At 61.7% G+C, this 15830-nt stretch carries 14 protein-coding genes; 7 read left to right on the top strand and 7 right to left on the bottom strand.

Annotated elements, in window-relative coordinates:
* Positions 1–2: 2 nt before the first annotated feature.
* From GQX66_RS01445 to gloB, 4 genes are all read right to left on the bottom strand, one after another.
* The gene (locus tag GQX66_RS01445) at positions 3–1844 is read right to left on the bottom strand and encodes an extracellular solute-binding protein (protein ID WP_129973682.1); all 1842 of its coding nucleotides are present in this window, start codon (positions 1842–1844) and stop codon (positions 3–5) included.
* Positions 1841–3673, bottom strand: coding sequence for an extracellular solute-binding protein (locus tag GQX66_RS01450; protein WP_102717737.1), 1833 nt, complete (start codon positions 3671–3673; stop codon positions 1841–1843). The genes GQX66_RS01445 and GQX66_RS01450 overlap by 4 nt, the downstream gene beginning before the upstream one ends.
* A 176-nt stretch (positions 3674–3849) precedes the next feature.
* Positions 3850–5328, bottom strand: a complete 1479-nt coding sequence (locus GQX66_RS01455) for a transglycosylase SLT domain-containing protein (protein WP_102687409.1) — start codon at positions 5326–5328, stop codon at positions 3850–3852.
* A 99-nt stretch (positions 5329–5427) separates the two neighbouring features.
* Positions 5428–6195: a hydroxyacylglutathione hydrolase gene (gene gloB / locus GQX66_RS01460; protein ID WP_240865491.1), complete on the bottom strand. Its 768-nt coding sequence runs from the start codon at positions 6193–6195 to the stop codon at positions 5428–5430.
* 65 nt (positions 6196–6260) lie between these two features.
* On the opposite strand from gloB, the gene GQX66_RS01465 reads away from it, so the two are divergent.
* The 5 genes from GQX66_RS01465 to GQX66_RS01485 all read left to right on the top strand — a co-directional run bounded on the left by GQX66_RS01465 (position 6261) and on the right by GQX66_RS01485 (position 11454).
* The gene (locus GQX66_RS01465; protein ID WP_102687410.1) at positions 6261–7019 is read left to right on the top strand and encodes a methyltransferase domain-containing protein; all 759 of its coding nucleotides are present in this window, start codon (positions 6261–6263) and stop codon (positions 7017–7019) included.
* Positions 7020–7110: 91 nt separating this feature from the next.
* Positions 7111–7572 carry a ribonuclease HI gene (rnhA, locus tag GQX66_RS01470; protein ID WP_003224162.1) on the top strand — a complete coding sequence of 154 codons (462 nt, stop codon included), beginning with the start codon at positions 7111–7113 and terminating at the stop codon, positions 7570–7572.
* A gap of 83 nt (positions 7573–7655) precedes the next feature.
* Positions 7656–8414, top strand: a complete 759-nt coding sequence (gene dnaQ, locus GQX66_RS01475; protein ID WP_102687411.1) for a DNA polymerase III subunit epsilon — start codon at positions 7656–7658, stop codon at positions 8412–8414.
* Between the two features lie 155 nt (positions 8415–8569).
* Positions 8570–10825 (top strand): Orn/Lys/Arg decarboxylase N-terminal domain-containing protein, encoded by a 2256-nt coding sequence (locus tag GQX66_RS01480; protein WP_102717735.1) that lies wholly within the window; start codon positions 8570–8572, stop codon positions 10823–10825.
* Positions 10826–10839: 14 nt separating this feature from the next.
* Positions 10840–11454: a GNAT family N-acetyltransferase gene (locus tag GQX66_RS01485; RefSeq protein WP_102687412.1), complete on the top strand. Its 615-nt coding sequence runs from the start codon at positions 10840–10842 to the stop codon at positions 11452–11454.
* Here GQX66_RS01485 and GQX66_RS01490 read toward each other — a convergent pair.
* Positions 11420–12313 carry a LysR family transcriptional regulator gene (locus tag GQX66_RS01490; RefSeq protein WP_129973684.1) on the bottom strand — a complete coding sequence of 298 codons (894 nt, stop codon included), beginning with the start codon at positions 12311–12313 and terminating at the stop codon, positions 11420–11422. The two genes, GQX66_RS01485 and GQX66_RS01490, sit on opposite strands and share 35 nt — an antisense overlap.
* Before the next feature lie 85 nt (positions 12314–12398).
* Complete coding sequence (locus GQX66_RS01495) at positions 12399–12635, bottom strand: hypothetical protein (protein ID WP_007956926.1); 237 nt, start codon at positions 12633–12635, stop codon at positions 12399–12401.
* A 185-nt stretch (positions 12636–12820) separates the two neighbouring features.
* Between GQX66_RS01495 and GQX66_RS01500 the strand changes: the two genes are divergently transcribed.
* Positions 12821–13378 carry an NADPH-dependent FMN reductase gene (locus GQX66_RS01500; protein WP_007956924.1) on the top strand — a complete coding sequence of 186 codons (558 nt, stop codon included), beginning with the start codon at positions 12821–12823 and terminating at the stop codon, positions 13376–13378.
* Between the two features lie 169 nt (positions 13379–13547).
* On the top strand, positions 13548–14831 hold the full coding sequence (locus tag GQX66_RS01505) for an arsenic transporter (protein WP_102687414.1): 1284 nt from the start codon (positions 13548–13550) through the stop codon (positions 14829–14831).
* On the opposite strand, the gene GQX66_RS01510 is transcribed toward GQX66_RS01505, so the two are convergent.
* Complete coding sequence (locus tag GQX66_RS01510) at positions 14828–15778, bottom strand: DUF1853 family protein (RefSeq protein WP_134022844.1); 951 nt, start codon at positions 15776–15778, stop codon at positions 14828–14830. The genes GQX66_RS01505 and GQX66_RS01510 overlap by 4 nt on opposite strands.
* Between the last annotated feature and the right edge of the window lie 52 nt (positions 15779–15830).

Here is a 15830-nt window from a genome sequence, read left to right on the forward strand (position 1 = left end):
GATTACTCCGTGCCCACAGGGTCGGCTTGCAGTTGGGTTTCGACTTCTACCGCCGGCTTCGCATCGGGTTTGACCCACCAGGTGTTAATGCCGATGTCGTATTTGGGGGAGACTTTCGGGTGGCCGATGTGGTTCCAGTACGCCACGCGCCAGGTCTTGATGTGCCAGTTGGGGATCACGTAGTAGCCCCATTGCAGCACACGGTCGAGGGCACGGGCGTGGGCCACCAGGCTTTTGCGCGAGTCGGCGTTGATCAGGTTCTCCACCAGGTGATCGACCACCGGGTCCTTGAGGCCGATCGAATTTCGGCTGCTGGACTTGTCGGCGGCGGCGCTCATCCAGAATTCGCGCTGCTCGTTGCCGGGCGAGTTGGACTGCGGAAAGCTGCCGACCATCATGTCGAAGTCTCGCGAGCGCACGCGATTGACGTATTGCGAGACGTCGACGCGGCGGATCACCAGGTCGATGCCGAGGTCGCTGAGATTGCGCTTGAACGGCAACAACACGCGTTCGAATTCGGTCTGCGCCAGGAGGAACTCGATGACCACCGGTTTGCCGGTCGCGTCGACCATTTTGTCGTCGACGATTTTCCAGCCAGCCTCTTGCAGCAACTGATACGCCTCGCGCTGCTGCGTGCGGATCATGCCGCTGGCGTCGGTTTTCGGATTTTCGAAGGCTTCGCTGAACACCTGCGCCGGCAGCTGGCTGCGGAACGGATCGAGGATCGCCACCTGTTCTGCATCAGGCAGGCCGGTGGCGGCCATTTCCGAGTTTTCGAAGTAACTGCGGGTGCGCGCATAAGCGCCGTTGAACAATTGCTTGTTGGTCCATTCGAAGTCGAACAGCAGGCCGAGGGCCTGGCGCACCCGCACGTCCTGAAACACCGGGCGGCGCAAATTGAAGACGAAGCCCTGCATGCCGGTCGGATTGCTGTTGGCAATCTGTTCCTTGATCAGGCGCCCTTCGGTCACTGCCGGCACGTTGTAGGCGTTGGCCCAGTTTTTCGCGGCCATTTCCAGCCAGTAATCGAACTGCCCGGCTTTCAACGCTTCCAGCGCGACGGTGTTGTCGCGGTAGTAGTCGGTGGTCATCACGTCGAAGTTGTAGAAGCCACGATTGACCGGCAGATCCTTGCCCCAATAGTCCTTGACCCGCTCGTAACGCACCGAACGCCCGGCCTTCACTTGCGTAACCTTGTACGGGCCGCTGCCCAGCGGGATTTCCAGGTTGCCCTTGTTGAAATCACGCTCGGCCCACCAGTGTTTCGGCAGCACCGGCAACTGACCGAGGATCAGCGGCAATTCGCGGTTGTTGGTGTGCTTGAACTTGAACAGCACCTTGAGCGGATCTTCGGCGATCACTTCCTCGATGTCGGCGTAGTAGCCGCGATACATCGGTGCGCCTTCCTTGGTCAGCGTCTGGAAGCTGAACACCACATCGTCGGCGCGTACCGGGTGGCCGTCGTGAAACTTCGCTTCGGGACGCAGGTAGAAGCGCACCCAGCTGTTGTCCGGGGCCTTTTCGATCTTGCTGGCGATCAGGCCGTATTCGGTGAATGGCTCGTCCAGACCCTGTTTGGCCAGGGTGTCGTAGATCAGGCCGATATCGTCCGCCGGCACGCCTTTGCTGATGAACGGATTGAGGCTGTCGAAGCCGCCGAAGCCGGCCTGGCGGAAGATCCCGCCCTTGGGCGCATCAGGGTTTACATAGTCGAAGTGCTTGAAGTCGGCGGGGTACTTCGGCGGCTCGTTGTACAGGGTCACGGCGTGTTGCGGGGCGGCCAAGGCCAGCCCGGTGAACAACAGACCGCTGGCCTGCACGAGCAGGGCGCGGATAGGCTTCATCGATCTTTCTCCGAAGATTTCAGCCACCACGCGCTCAGGCCCAGGGTGTAGGGCGGCGTGGTGACGAAGGCGAACCGGTTGCGGTACGCCAGACGGTGATAATTGAGGTACCAGTTGGGAATGCTGTAGTGCTGCCAGAGCAGCACGCGGTCCAGTGCCTTGCCGGCAGCGACTTGTTCGTCGCGGGTTTGCGCGGCGAGCAAGTGTTCAAGCAGATGATCAACCACCGGATTGGCGATGCCCGCGTAATTCTTGCTGCCCTTGACCCCGACCTGGCTGGAGTGGAAGTACTGCCACTGTTCCAGCCCCGGGCTGAGGGTCTGGTTGAGGGTCATCAGGATCATGTCGAAATCGAACTGATCCAGACGCTGTTTGTACTGGGCACGATCCACGGTGCGCAGGCGCGCGTCGATGCCGATGCTGTTGAGGTTTTCAATGTACGGCTGGAGGATCCGCTCCAGGTTCGGATTGACCAGCAGCAGCTCGAAACGCAGCGGCTGGCCGGCGGTGTTCTGCAAGCGCTGGCCATTGAGCTTCCAGCCGGCCTCGGCCAGCAGCGCCAGGGCTTTGCGCATTGTTTCCCGAGGGATGCCGCGACCGTCGGTCTGCGGCAGCGTGAACGGTTCGGTGAAGAGGCGCGCCGGCAGTTGATCCTTGTACGGCTTGAGCATCAGCCATTCATGGCCGACCGGCAGGCCGACGGCGCTGAACTCGCTGTTGGGGTAGTAGCTGGTGGTGCGCTTGTAGGCATCGCTGAACAGCGCGCGGTTGGTCCATTCGAAGTCGAACATCAGGCCGAGGGCTTCGCGGGTCTTGACGTCAGCGAAGGTCGCGCGCCGGGTGTTCATGAACAAGCCCTGGCTCTGGGTCGGGATCTGGTGCGGTATCTGCGCCTTTATCACGTCGCCGCGACGGATCGCCGGGAAGTTGTAACCGTTGGCCCAGTTCTTCGCCTGATGCTCGATATAAATGTCGAACTCGCCGGCCTTGAATGCTTCGAAGGCCACATCGCTGTCGCGGTAGAACTCGACTTCCATGCGATCGAAGTTGTATTTGCCGCGGTTGACTGGCAGGTCCTTGCCCCAGTAGTCCTTGACCCGCTCGAAAATCAACTGCCGCCCCGGCGTGACCGAGGTGATGCGGTACGGCCCGCTGCCCAGCGGCGGCTCGAAGGTGGTGGCCTTGAAGTCGCGACCTTTCCAGTAATGCTGGGGCAGTACCGGCAACTCACCCAGACGCAGGATCAGCAACGGATTGCCGCTGCGCTTGAGTACAAAGCGGATGCGCTGCGGGTTGAGGATATCAACCCGCAGCACTTCCTGAAGGGCGGTGCGGTACAGCGGATGACCTTCCTTGAGCAGCAGGCGATAGGAGAACGCCACGTCGTACGCGGTAATCGGCGTGCCGTCGTGGAAGCGCGCTTGCGGGCGCAGATTGAACACCACCCAGCTGCGATCTTCGCTGTACTCCACCGATTGGGCGATCAAGCCGTAACTGGACGCCGGTTCGTCACCGGACGGTGCGTATTGCCCAGTGCCGACCATCAGCGGCTCGTTCAGCTCGTTGATGCCGTATTGCAGGAAATTCGCCGTGGTGACCGGGCTGGTGCCCTTGAAGGTGTAGGGGTTGAGCGTATCGAAGGTGCCAAACGCCATCACCCGCAAGGTGCCGCCCTTGGGCGCTTGCGGGTTGACCCAGTCGAAGTGGGTAAATCTGGCCGGGTACTTGAGCGTGCCGAACTGCGCATAACCGTGGCTTTCGGTGATCGCCGCGCTGACGGGGGAGCTCAAGGCCAGGCTGATCAGGAGCAGGAGGAGGGGACGCTTCAAGTCAGATCCGATCCAGGCGGCTTGGGCTTTGTGGGCCGTACAGTAACAGCTTGTATGGACAGGAAAAAGACAGGTGCTTAATGCGCGGTTAATTGTGGGGGCTGTCTGCGCCGATCTATGGAAATATCAAAAAAATGACAGGCGAAAAAAAGCCCCTGAAATTCAGGGGCTCTTTGTCAGTGCGGCTGGTAGACCGTGAGCATCTGCCCAGGCTTGAGCGCCTTGCCGGCGCCCGGATTCCAGCGCTTGAGATGTTGCATCTCGACGTTGAAGCGCTTGGCCACGACGTACAGCGTGTCGCCACGTTTGACCTTGTATTGGGTCTGCTGCTTGCTGTCGTCCTGGGCTTTAGCTTTGCTGCTGGTCTTGCTGTTGGCAGCGACGACCGTATTGATGCGTCCGCCACTCTTGCGGGTAGGCGTGCGCTGGGTAGTGTCGCGCATGACCAGGGTCTGGCCGACCTTGAGGTTCTTGCCGGTCAGCTTGTTCCAGCGTTGCAGGTCCTTGACCTCGACCTTGTTGGCCTTGGCGATGGAACCGAGGTTGTCGCCACGCTTGACCCGATAAGCGCGCTTGGCCTGTGCGATCTCGCTCGGGTCGGCGCCTTCGAACACCGGTTTCAGCGAACGCGGGCTGATCAGCTCTTCAGGACGCATGGTCTGCAGGCTGGCGGTCAGCAGTTGCGCCTTCGAGGTCGGCACCAGCAGGTGCTGCGGGCCGTCGATGGTGGTGCGCTGCTTGAACGCCGGGTTGAGCTGGAACAGCTCGTCTTCGTCGATGTTGGCCACCGCTGCGACCTTGGACAGGTCCATGCGCTGGTTGATTTCGACGACCTGGAAATACGGTTCGTTGGCGATCGGGTTGAGGTTTACGCCATAAGCTTCAGGCGTCAGTACCACTTGCGAGAGCGCCAGCAGTTTCGGCACGTAAGCCTGGGTTTCCGCCGGCAGCGGCAGGTTCCAGTAGTCGGTCGGCAGGCCGAGCTTTTCGTTGCGCTCGATAGCGCGGCTGACCGTGCCTTCACCGGCGTTGTACGCGGCCAGGGCCAGCAGCCAGTCACCGTTGAACATGTCGTGCAGGCGGGTCAGGTAGTCCATCGCTGCCGTGGTCGAGGCAGTAATGTCGCGACGGCCATCGTAGAAACGGGTCTGGCGCAGGTTGAAGTAGCGCCCGGTGGACGGGATGAACTGCCAGAGGCCCACCGCGTCGGCCCGGGAATAGGCCATCGGGTTGTAGGCGCTTTCGATGACCGGCAGCAGCGCCAGCTCCAGCGGCATGTTGCGTTCTTCGAGGCGCTCGACGATGTAATGAATGTAGAGGCTGCCGCGTTCGCCGGCGTTCTCGAGGAAGGAAGGGTTACTGGCGAACCACAGGCGCTGTTGCTCGATGCGCGGGTTCACGCCCAGACCTTCCTGCAGCTGGAAACCACTGCGCATGCGCTCCCAGATGTCCTGAGGCACCTGCGGGCTGGGCTTTTCGGACAACCAGATAGGCTTCTGCTTGGCTCGCGCAGCAATGTTCGGCGTATGTGTCGCTTCAGTCTGCGGAGCATGGCTGGAACAGCCCGCCAGTGTGGCGGACACAGCCACCGCGATGGCTTGCGCCAGGCGGGTCAAAGCATCTGAATTGACGGACTTACGTATGGATGACGACATTGGCTGGAAGTAAGTTCCGGGCAAAAATGTCGGGCGATTCTAGAAAGCGCACCCCCTGCGGTCAACCATTCAGAATTTTTGTACCAAGCGGTGAGCCACTTAGAACGTATCTTTCCATGCCCGCAGAGCCGCAAAAACCTCACTCGGCGCCCGGTTTTGAGGGCCGTTCCGTTCGTCCACTTTTTGTGTAACTAATATTTCACCGGTGCGCAAAAAGGGGTTTGTGAGCTTTTCCAGCGCGAGAGTCGAGGGCAGGGTCATCACACCGTTGTCACGTTGCTGGCTGACTTTTTCCAGACGGGCGGCGATGTCCCGGTTGCCCGGCTCCACGGCGGCGGCAAATTTCAGGTTGCTCAGGGTGTATTCGTGGGTGCAGTAGACAAGCGTGTCTTCCGGCAGCGCCGCCAGACGGCTCAACGACTGGTGCAACTGTTGCGGCGTGCCTTCGAACAGGCGGCCGCAACCGGCAGCGAACAGGGTGTCGCCACAGAACAGCAGGCCATGATGGTAGTAGGCGATGTGTCCCAGGGTGTGGCCAGGCACGGCGTAGACGTCGAAGTCCCAGCCGAGCACGCGCACCGTGTCGTTGTCCTTGAGGGCCACGTCACGCCCCGGGATGCTTTCGCTGGCCGGCCCGTAGACCGTGGCGCCGGTAGCCTTTTTCAGCGTCTCGACGCCGCCGACATGGTCGTGGTGATGGTGGGTGATGAGGATGTCGCCGAGCACCCAGCCCGGATGCGCGTCGAGCCACGCCTGCACGGGGGCGGCATCCCCCGGATCGACCACTGCGCAACGCTGGGTGGCATGATCCTGTAACAACCAGATGTAGTTGTCGGTGAAGGCGGGCAGGGCACTGATCTGTATCATCGTCGAATTCGCCAAGCGGGTAACATTGGCGCATCTTAGAGGTTCCTGGCGTGTTGGAGAATGCAATGATCGATAAAGCGTTCGCTCAGGCCGATCCTGACTGGCTCGCGCTGATCGGTGCAGCCCGTGAATGGCTGTCCGGCCCCCTCGGGCAATTTCTGCTGGACGAAGAACGGCGCATGCTCGAAGACGAGCTGGGCCGGTTCTTTGGCGGCTATCTGGTGCATTACGGCCCGTCCGCCGAAACACCGCCGTCGGCGCCGCAGGTGCAGCGCAACGTGCGGCTTGGCGCGCCGTTGCCGGGCGTGGAGATCGTCTGCGAAGAACAGGCCTGGCCGTTGAGCGAGCACGCCGCCGACGTGGTGGTGTTGCAGCACGGCCTGGATTTCTGCCTGTCGCCCCACGGACTTTTGCGCGAAGCGGCCAGCAGCGTGCGCCCCGGCGGGCATCTGCTGATCGTCGGCATCAACCCCTGGAGCACCTGGGGGCTGCGCCATGTATTCGCCCATGATGCGTTGCGTCAGGCGCGCTGCATCTCGCCGTCACGGGTGGCCGACTGGCTCAACCTGCTGGGCTTCGCGCTGGAGAAACGCCGCTTCGGGTGCTATCGTCCGCCGCTCGCGTCACCCAAGTGGCAGGCCCGTCTGGCCGGCTGGGAACGCAAGGCTGGCGACTGGCAACTGTCGGGCGGCGGCTTCTATCTGCTGGTTGCGCGCAAGATCGTGGTCGGCCTGCGTCCGGTGCGTCAGGAACGCCGCGAGCCGATGGGCAAGCTGATTCCGCTGCCGATGGCCAAGGTCAACCGCCGGCGCGTCGAACCGTAAACCTTCTTTTATTTATGGCCGGGTGTATCCCGGCCTCGGCCATTGTCGATCCGTGATCGGCGAGGCCACGTATTTTTCTGGAAAGACTGGCATGAGCGAAAGCGTCGATAGCGTAGAACTGTTCACTGACGGCGCCTGCAAGGGCAACCCCGGCCCGGGCGGCTGGGGCGCCTTGCTGGTGTGCAAGGGCGTTGAAAAGGAACTGTGGGGCGGCGAAGCCAATACCACCAACAACCGCATGGAGCTGCTCGGTGCGATTCGCGGCCTGGAAGCCCTCAAGCGTCCGTGCGAAGTGCTGCTGGTGACCGACTCGCAATACGTGATGAAAGGCATCAACGAGTGGATGGCCAACTGGAAGAAACGCGGCTGGAAAACCGCCGCCAAGGAGCCAGTGAAAAACGCCGACCTGTGGAAAGAGCTCGACGAGCAGGTCAACCGCCACAAGGTCACCTGGAAATGGGTCCGCGGCCACATCGGCCACCACGGCAACGAACGCGCCGACCAGCTGGCCAACCGCGGGGTGGATGAGGTTCGCGGTTACAAGCAGAGCTGAATCCTTCCCACTGAAACACTCCCGGCGAGCGTGTTAACATCGCCGCTTTTGCACGATTGACCCCCGTTGAGAGCTGAACACTGATGGCCACCAGATCCGTTGTACTCGATACCGAAACCACCGGCATGCCGGTGACCGACGGCCACCGGATTATCGAAATCGGTTGTGTCGAGCTGATCGGTCGACGCCTGACGGGTCGGCACTTTCACGTTTACCTGCAACCGGATCGCGAGAGTGATGAAGGCGCGATTGCCGTTCACGGCATCACCAACGAATTCCTGGTCGGCAAGCCGCGTTTCGCCGAAGTGGCCGACGAGTTTTTCGAGTTCATCAACGGCGCGCAGCTGATCATCCATAACGCGGCGTTCGACGTTGGCTTCATCAACAACGAATTCGCCCTGATGGGCCAGCAGGATCGCGCGGACATCACGCAGCACTGCACGATCCTCGACACCCTGATGATGGCCCGGGAACGTCACCCGGGTCAGCGCAATAGCCTCGATGCCTTGTGCAAACGCTACGGCGTCGACAACTCCGGCCGTGAGCTGCACGGCGCATTGCTCGACTCGGAGATTCTCGCCGACGTCTACCTGACCATGACCGGTGGCCAGACCAGCCTGTCCCTGGCCGGCAACGCCTCCGATGGCAACGGAACCGGCAATGGTGCGGACAACTCCGCCACCGAAATCCGTCGTCTGCCGGCAGATCGTCAGCCGGGGCGAATCATTCGCGCTACCGAGGCCGAGCTGGCCGAACACCAGGTGCGTCTGGAAATCATCGCCAAGTCGGCCGGCGCCCCGGCGCTGTGGACCCAGCTGCTGGAAGCCGAAGCCCAGGCGTAAGACAAAAAAGGATCGTCCGGACACTCAAGCCGTGTCCGGACGATCCTTTGTTTTTGGCAGTACTGACAACTGGCCACCCTCGCCACATCGGCTCCGACCCTCTACCCTGAGGACATTGGCAGATCACTCTCCGCCGCCTCAGGACACTGAGCCCCATGTACAAAGATCTGAAGTTCCCGGTATTGATCGTCCACCGCGACATCAAGGCCGACACGGTTGCCGGTGACCGCATCCGCGGAATCGCCCGAGAGCTGGAGCTGGAAGGTTTCAGTATCGTTTCGGCCACGGACTACACCGAAGGCCGGCTGGTGGCGTCGACCCACCATGGTCTGGCGTGCATGCTGATCGCCGCCGAAGATGCCAGCACCAATTCCCATCTGTTGCAGAACATGGCCGAACTGATCGGTCTGGCCCGGGTGCGGGCGCCGGATCTGCCGATCTTTGCCCTTGGCGAGCAAGTCACCCTGGAAAACGCCCCGGCCGATGCCATGGCCGAGCTCAACCAGTTGCGCGGCATTCTCTACCTGTTCGAAGACACGGTGCCGTTTCTCGCCCGGCAAGTGGCGCGGGCGGCGCGCAAATACCTGGACGGGCTGTTGCCGCCATTCTTCAAGGCGCTGGTGCAGCATACGGCCGATTCCAATTATTCCTGGCACACCCCCGGTCATGGCGGTGGTGTGGCGTATCACAAGAGTCCGGTGGGGCAGGCGTTTCACCAGTTCTTCGGGGAAAACACCCTGCGCTCCGATTTATCGGTGTCGGTGCCGGAGCTGGGTTCCTTGCTCGACCACACCGGGCCACTCGCCGAGGCGGAAGCGCGAGCCGCGCGCAATTTCGGCGCCGATCACACCTTTTTCGTGATCAATGGCACCTCGACCGCCAACAAGATCGTCTGGCATTCGATGGTCGGGCGCGATGATCTGGTGCTGGTGGATCGCAACTGTCACAAGTCGGTGTTGCACGCGATCATCATGACCGGCGCGATTCCACTGTACCTGTGCCCGGAGCGCAATGAGCTGGGGATCATTGGTCCGATTCCGCTCAGTGAATTCAGTCGCGAATCGATTCAGGCCAAGATCGATGCCAGCCCGCTGACCAAGGGCCGCGAGCCGAAAGTCAAACTGGCGGTGATCACCAACTCGACCTACGACGGCCTCTGTTACAACGCCGAGCTGATCAAGCAGAGTCTGGGCAACAGCGTCGAAGTCCTGCATTTCGACGAAGCCTGGTACGCCTACGCGGCGTTTCACGAATTTTTTGCCGGCCGTTACGGCATGGCCACCTCGCGCAGCGAGGACAGTCCGCTGGTGTTCACCACCCATTCCACCCACAAACTGCTGGCGGCGTTCAGCCAGGCCTCGATGATTCATGTGCAGGACGGCGGCGCGCGGCAACTGGATCGCGACCGGTTCAACGAAGCGTTCATGATGCACATCTCGACGTCGCCGCAGTACAGCATCATTGCTTCGCTGGACGTCGCCTCGGCGATGATGGAAGGCCCGGCCGGACGCTCGCTGCTGCAGGAAACCTTCGACGAAGCCCTGAGCTTTCGCCGGGCCCTGGCCAATCTGCGTCAGCACATCGCCGCTGACGATTGGTGGTTCTCGATCTGGCAGCCACCGGGTGTCGAGGGCATCGACCGGGTGCAGACCGAGGACTGGCTGCTGCAACCGGATGCGGACTGGCACGGTTTCGGCGAGGTCAGCGACGACTACGTACTGCTCGACCCGATCAAGGTCACTTTGGTCATGCCGGGCCTGACTGCTGGCGGCGCTTTGAGCGACAAGGGCATTCCGGCAGCCGTGGTCAGCCGTTTCCTCTGGGAGCGCGGGCTGGTGGTGGAGAAAACCGGTCTGTATTCATTTCTGGTGCTGTTCTCCATGGGCATCACCAAAGGCAAGTGGAGCACGCTGTTGACCGAACTGCTGGAGTTCAAGCGCAGCTACGACGCCAACGTCAGCCTCGATACCTGCCTCAAGTGCGTCGCCCAGGAAGATCCTGTGCGCTATCGCGGCATGGGCCTGCGCGATCTGTGCGATCAGCTCCACGCCTGCTACCGCAGCAACGCCACCGCCAGACACCTCAAGCGCATGTACACCGTGCTGCCGGAAATCGCCATGAAACCGGCCCATGCTTACGACCAACTGGTGCGCGGCGAGGTCGAGGCGGTGCCGATCGACGAGCTGGAAGGTCGGGTGGCGGCGGTGATGCTGGTGCCATACCCGCCGGGGATTCCGCTGATCATGCCCGGCGAACGTTTTACCGAATCCACGCGCTCGATTATCGAATACCTCAGGTTTGCCCGCACGTTCGACGCAACGTTTCCGGGCTTCGTGGTCGATGTGCACGGTCTGCAACATGAAGATGAGGGCAATGGGCGGCAATACACCGTCGATTGCGTCAAGGAGTGAGGGCTTTTCCGAGTATGCAACCGGTCATGAATCCGAAATACCCGGGGCTGTCGGTGCGGGTCGCCGACGAGGGTTTCGCCGAATATATCTGGGGCAGCGATTTCAGTTTCGAGGTGGCCGCCTACGGCGCGGCAGAAATCGGCAAGCCTGTGGCGCAATGGGCCGTGACCGCCATCGTGCCGTATCGCAAGTGCTACGGCATCGATCCGGAGGAGTTCAGCAGTTTTCGCGACGCCGCCGACAGCGCGATCTTCATGGCGTATCTGGAGGACGAGCCGGTCGGTCATCTGGTGATCAGCACCAACTGGAACGGCTTCGCCCATATCGATGAACTGGCGGTGCACGCCCCGGCGCGGCGCCATGGTGTGGCCAAGGCCTTGCTCGACGTGGCGCAGTTCTGGAGCCGCAAGAAAAAGCTGCCGGGAATCATGCTGGAAACCCAGAACAACAACCTCGGCGCCTGCCGTCTGTATGAGCGTTGTGGCTATGTGATCGGCGGCATCGACCACCTGCGCTATCGCGGCATCGATCCGAACACCGCCGAAGTGGCGTTGTTCTGGTATCGATTGTTCGATAACCCGCTGGAACATCCGATCAGTTCGCCAGCATCGCCTCGGCTTGTTCCGTGACGATCCCGAGCAGCGTCTGAATCGCCGCTGACGGCGTGGCGTGTTTGAAGGTCAGGGCATAGAGGCTGACTGGTACCGCCGGCGACAGCGGGCAAACATCGAGACCGCCCGCCCGTGCACCGAGGGCGGTGAACGGGTCGACGATCGCCAGGCCTTCGCCGGCCTCGACCATGCTGCGCATCATCTGGTGGGTCTGCACCCGGGTCTGGATGGTCGGCGCCGGGCGCAGGGCCTGGAGCTTGTTTTCCAGGGCCGGACTCAACGGGTCCTGACCTTCGAGGCCGACCATCGCCTGACCGGCCAGATCCTGCAGGGAAATGTACTTCTGCTTCGGCTGCAGCCAGCCGTGGGGCGCAAGCAATTGCAACTTGCCCTGGGCCATTGGCTGGCAATGGATATCGGGGTGTTGTGGATCGTGCAGGCTCAGGCCCAGATCGCTGTCGCGCAGCAGCAGGTGGCGGACGATGTCGCGGGTCGGTTCACTGAGCAGGGTGCAGGGCACGTCGGGCAGGCGCCGGCGCAGGGCGGCGAGGCTTTGCGGCAGCAGTTGCTGGGCCAGCGGCGGGGTGCCGATGATCCGCAGGGGTGGGGCGAGGTATTGCTTGAGACTGCTGGCCAGCCGTTGCACCGGTTCCAGCGCTTCATAGATGTGGCCGATCTCGACTTGCAGCGCCCGGGCCTCCGGGGTTGGCTGAAGTCGTCCGCGTACGCTGGCGAACAGCATGAACCCGAGCTGACTCTCGGCTTCGCGCAAACGCTCCTCGACCTCGGGCGCCGCTAGTTGCAGCCATTCGGCGGCGGTGCCCACGTGACCGGTCTGCAAAAGCGCCTGAATCACCTCGATATGACGTAAACGCATGCGTGAAGTCCATGTCCGGCCGTTGGGGTCAGTGGCTGAATCCTACCCCAACTCGGCGCGGATGACTTCTGCTCATAACGATCGGTTATGAAGCGACCGATGGCTCGGGTTCGCGGATCAGGGTGATGCCCGACTGAACCAGCAGAAACTCGTTGTCGTCGATCTTGTTGACGCGGTCGCCAATCGCCAGTTTGTAGGTGGTAACGGGCTCCGTGCCGGTGAAACCGTCTGCCGACGGGTTGGATTCCTGGAACTCATGCACGGAATAAACGCGGCCTTCCGCATCTCTTGCATGGAACTGACCGACGAGTACTGCTGCCATCTGCTTAGAACCTCTGGAGATAAAACGCTTGATTTGCGGCTTGGTAGACCTTCATCGAGCTTGGTAAGTTTTCCTACAGGAAAAAAATAATCCAGACGCGGGAAATAACCTTCGGCGTCTGGTGAAATCGTCACCGGATCATCTATAACTAGTGGCTCCTCCCACGGACAGTCGAGAGTCTTCCAATGAGCAATGTCTATAACGTCGCAGTAGTGGTCGGCAGCCTGCGCAAGGCGTCCATCAACCGCAAGGTCGCCCTGGCGCTGGCGGAACTGGCACCGGCCAATCTCAAGCTGAACATTGTCGAAATTGGCGATCTGCCACTCTACAACGAAGACATCGACGGCGATTCACCGCCGGCAGCCTACAGCACTTTCCGGCAAAAAGTGGGTTCATCCGACGCTCTGCTGTTTGTCACCCCGGAGTACAACCGCTCGGTGCCGGCGCCTTTGAAGAACGCGATCGATGTCGGTTCGCGGCCATATGGCAAGAGTGTCTGGAGCGGCAAACCGGGGGCGGTGATCAGCGTTTCGCCGGGTGCCATCGGCGGTTTCGGTGCCAACCAGCATCTGCGTCAGTCCTTCGTTTTCCTCAACGTGCCTTGCATGCAGCAGCCGGAAGCCTACCTGGGCGGCGCGGGCACGGCGTTCGACGAGGCGGGCAAACTGAACGAGTCGGTGAAGCCGTTTCTGCAAAGTTTCATCAATGCCTTTGGTGAGTGGGTGGCGCAGCACAAGAAGTGATCCACTGATTTTTCTGACAAGATATCGACCCTGTGGGAGCGAGCCTGCTCGCGATGGCGGTGTATCAGCTGGCACATCAGTTGAATGACACATCGCAATCGCGAGCAGGCTCGCTCCCACAGGTTTTTGTTGTGGCTTGTTTTCTTAACCTGACTGAAGGCTGTCGCGAATGCTCGCTGCGTCACTGATTTTCCTGCTGACCATTACCCTGGTGATCTGGCAACCCAAAGGCCTCGGGGTCGGCTGGAGTGCAACGTTCGGCGCCATCATTGCGCTGATTTTCGGCGTGGTGCACCTGAGCGATATCCCGCTGGTGTGGCAAATCATCTGGAACGCCACCGGCACGTTCGTGGCGCTGATCATCATCAGCCTGCTGCTCGACGAAGCGGGATTCTTCGCCTGGGCCGCCTTGCACGTAGCGCGCTGGGGGCGGGGCAGCGGGCGCAAGCTGTTTGCTTTCATGGTGCTGCTCGGCGCGCTGGTGTCGGCGCTGTTCGCCAATGACGGCGCGGCGCTGATCCTCACACCAATCGTGATTTCCATGCTGCTGGCCCTGCGTTTTTCCCCGGCGGCGACTTTGGCGTTCGTCATGGGCGCGGGCTTCATTGCCGACACCGCGAGCCTGCCGCTGGTGGTGTCGAACCTGGTGAACATCGTCTCGGCCGACTTTTTCCACATCGGTTTCAACCGCTATGCGGCGGTGATGGTGCCGGTCAACTTCGTCAGCGTCGCGGCCACGCTGGGCATGCTGCTGTGGTTCTTCCGCCGTGATATTCCCAAGAGCTACGACCCGGAACAGCTTGAACACCCGGAAACCGCCATCCACGACAAGGCCACGTTCTACGCCGGTTGGGCGGTGTTGCTGATTCTGTTGATTGGCTGTTTCGCGCTGGAACCGCTGGGCATTCCGATCAGTGCGATCTCGGCGGTGTGCGCGGCCTTGTTGCTGGCGATTGCCGCGCGCGGGCACAAGATCTCCACGCGCAAGGTCATGAAAGAGGCGCCGTGGCAGATCGTGATTTTCTCGCTCGGCATGTACCTGGTGGTCTACGGACTGCGCAATGCCGGGCTCACCGATTATCTGGCCGGGTGGCTCGATGTGTTCGCCGTTCACGGCGTATGGGGTGCGGCGATGGGCACCGGGGTGCTGACGGCCTTGTTGTCATCGATCATGAACAACCTGCCGACGGTGCTGGTCGGCTTGCTGTCGATCGATGCCAGTCAGGCCAGCGGTGTGGTGAAGGAGGCGATGATCTACGCCAACGTGATCGGCAGTGACCTGGGGCCGAAAATCACCCCGATCGGCAGTCTCGCGACCTTGCTCTGGCTGCATGTGCTGGAGCGCAAGAACATCCGGATCGGCTGGGGTTATTACTTCAAGGTCGGGATCGTACTGACGGTGCCGGTGTTGCTGGTGACGCTGGCCGCACTGGCGGTGCGGTTGTCGGTTTAATTCTGCCCCGGCACGTTCGGCCACAGATCCGACACCAGAAACAGCCGCTCGGCTTCTTCCCACTCGCCCCGGGCATTTTCGGTCAGGCGCACCATCAGTTGCGCCGGGGCCAGCGGTTCGAGTTCATCGAGCCAGGCCTGCAAGTGCCCGTTGCTCCAGGTCTGGTCCGCCGGGTAGTGCGCCGGCGCCAGCCAGGCGTGGCGGGGCAGGGGTTGCCAGCGTCCGTCCGGGCGCTGGGCGACAAACGCCGGCCAGTCTTTCTGATGCAGCCAACTGCCACGCAAATGCTGCGGGTGGGCGCCGCTGGGCGGCACGGACTGACCGGGCCACGGATACAGCAAGTATCCGCCCAGCCACAGTTGCGCGCTGAACGACCTGACATCCAGCGCCGCCAGCACTTCGCGGCTTTCCGGGCGCGCGGAGATCGGCAGCTGATGTTCGCTCAAATGCGCCAGTTTGCGATCCAGTCGATCATGACAACCCGGCCCCAGCCACGACGCCGGATCATGACCGTCGCCGTTCTGCGGTCCGAGGTAGAGCTTGATGGCCAGTTCCAGGTGGTGCACGCCGTCGCGATCGCGCAGCAGCATGTCCAGCTCGCCGAGGGTGTGGCCTTCGCGGCGGATCGGCAGGTTGGCGGCGATCAGTTCGATGCCCGGCGCGTGTTTCACCGCAAATTGCCACAACCGCTCGTAATACAGGCCCAGGCGCCGGGTGCGGGCCTGGGACAGCCAGTGCAGCAGGCCGTAACTGTCGCGGTCGAGCTGGCGCAACCAGTGTTCCAGGCGTTCGGGGTCGCTGACCCAGTCGCTGCCCGCCAGCGGATGGCGCTGCGGCCATGGGGTTGCGGCGAGCATCGGCGGGGCGAGGATCACCCACGCCAGATCGCGCACCTCGGGGTGGCGTAACTGGTGGGGCAGCTGAAGCAAATCGGAAAATAGGATCATCTTGCGAGCATAGCCTCAAACACAGGCGCATCCTCGGGGCTGAAAGGATTTT

Origin of the sequence: Pseudomonas sp. B707, from assembly GCF_022496685.1 — a bacterium.
GTDB lineage: Bacteria > Pseudomonadota > Gammaproteobacteria > Pseudomonadales > Pseudomonadaceae > Aquipseudomonas > Aquipseudomonas paraglycinae.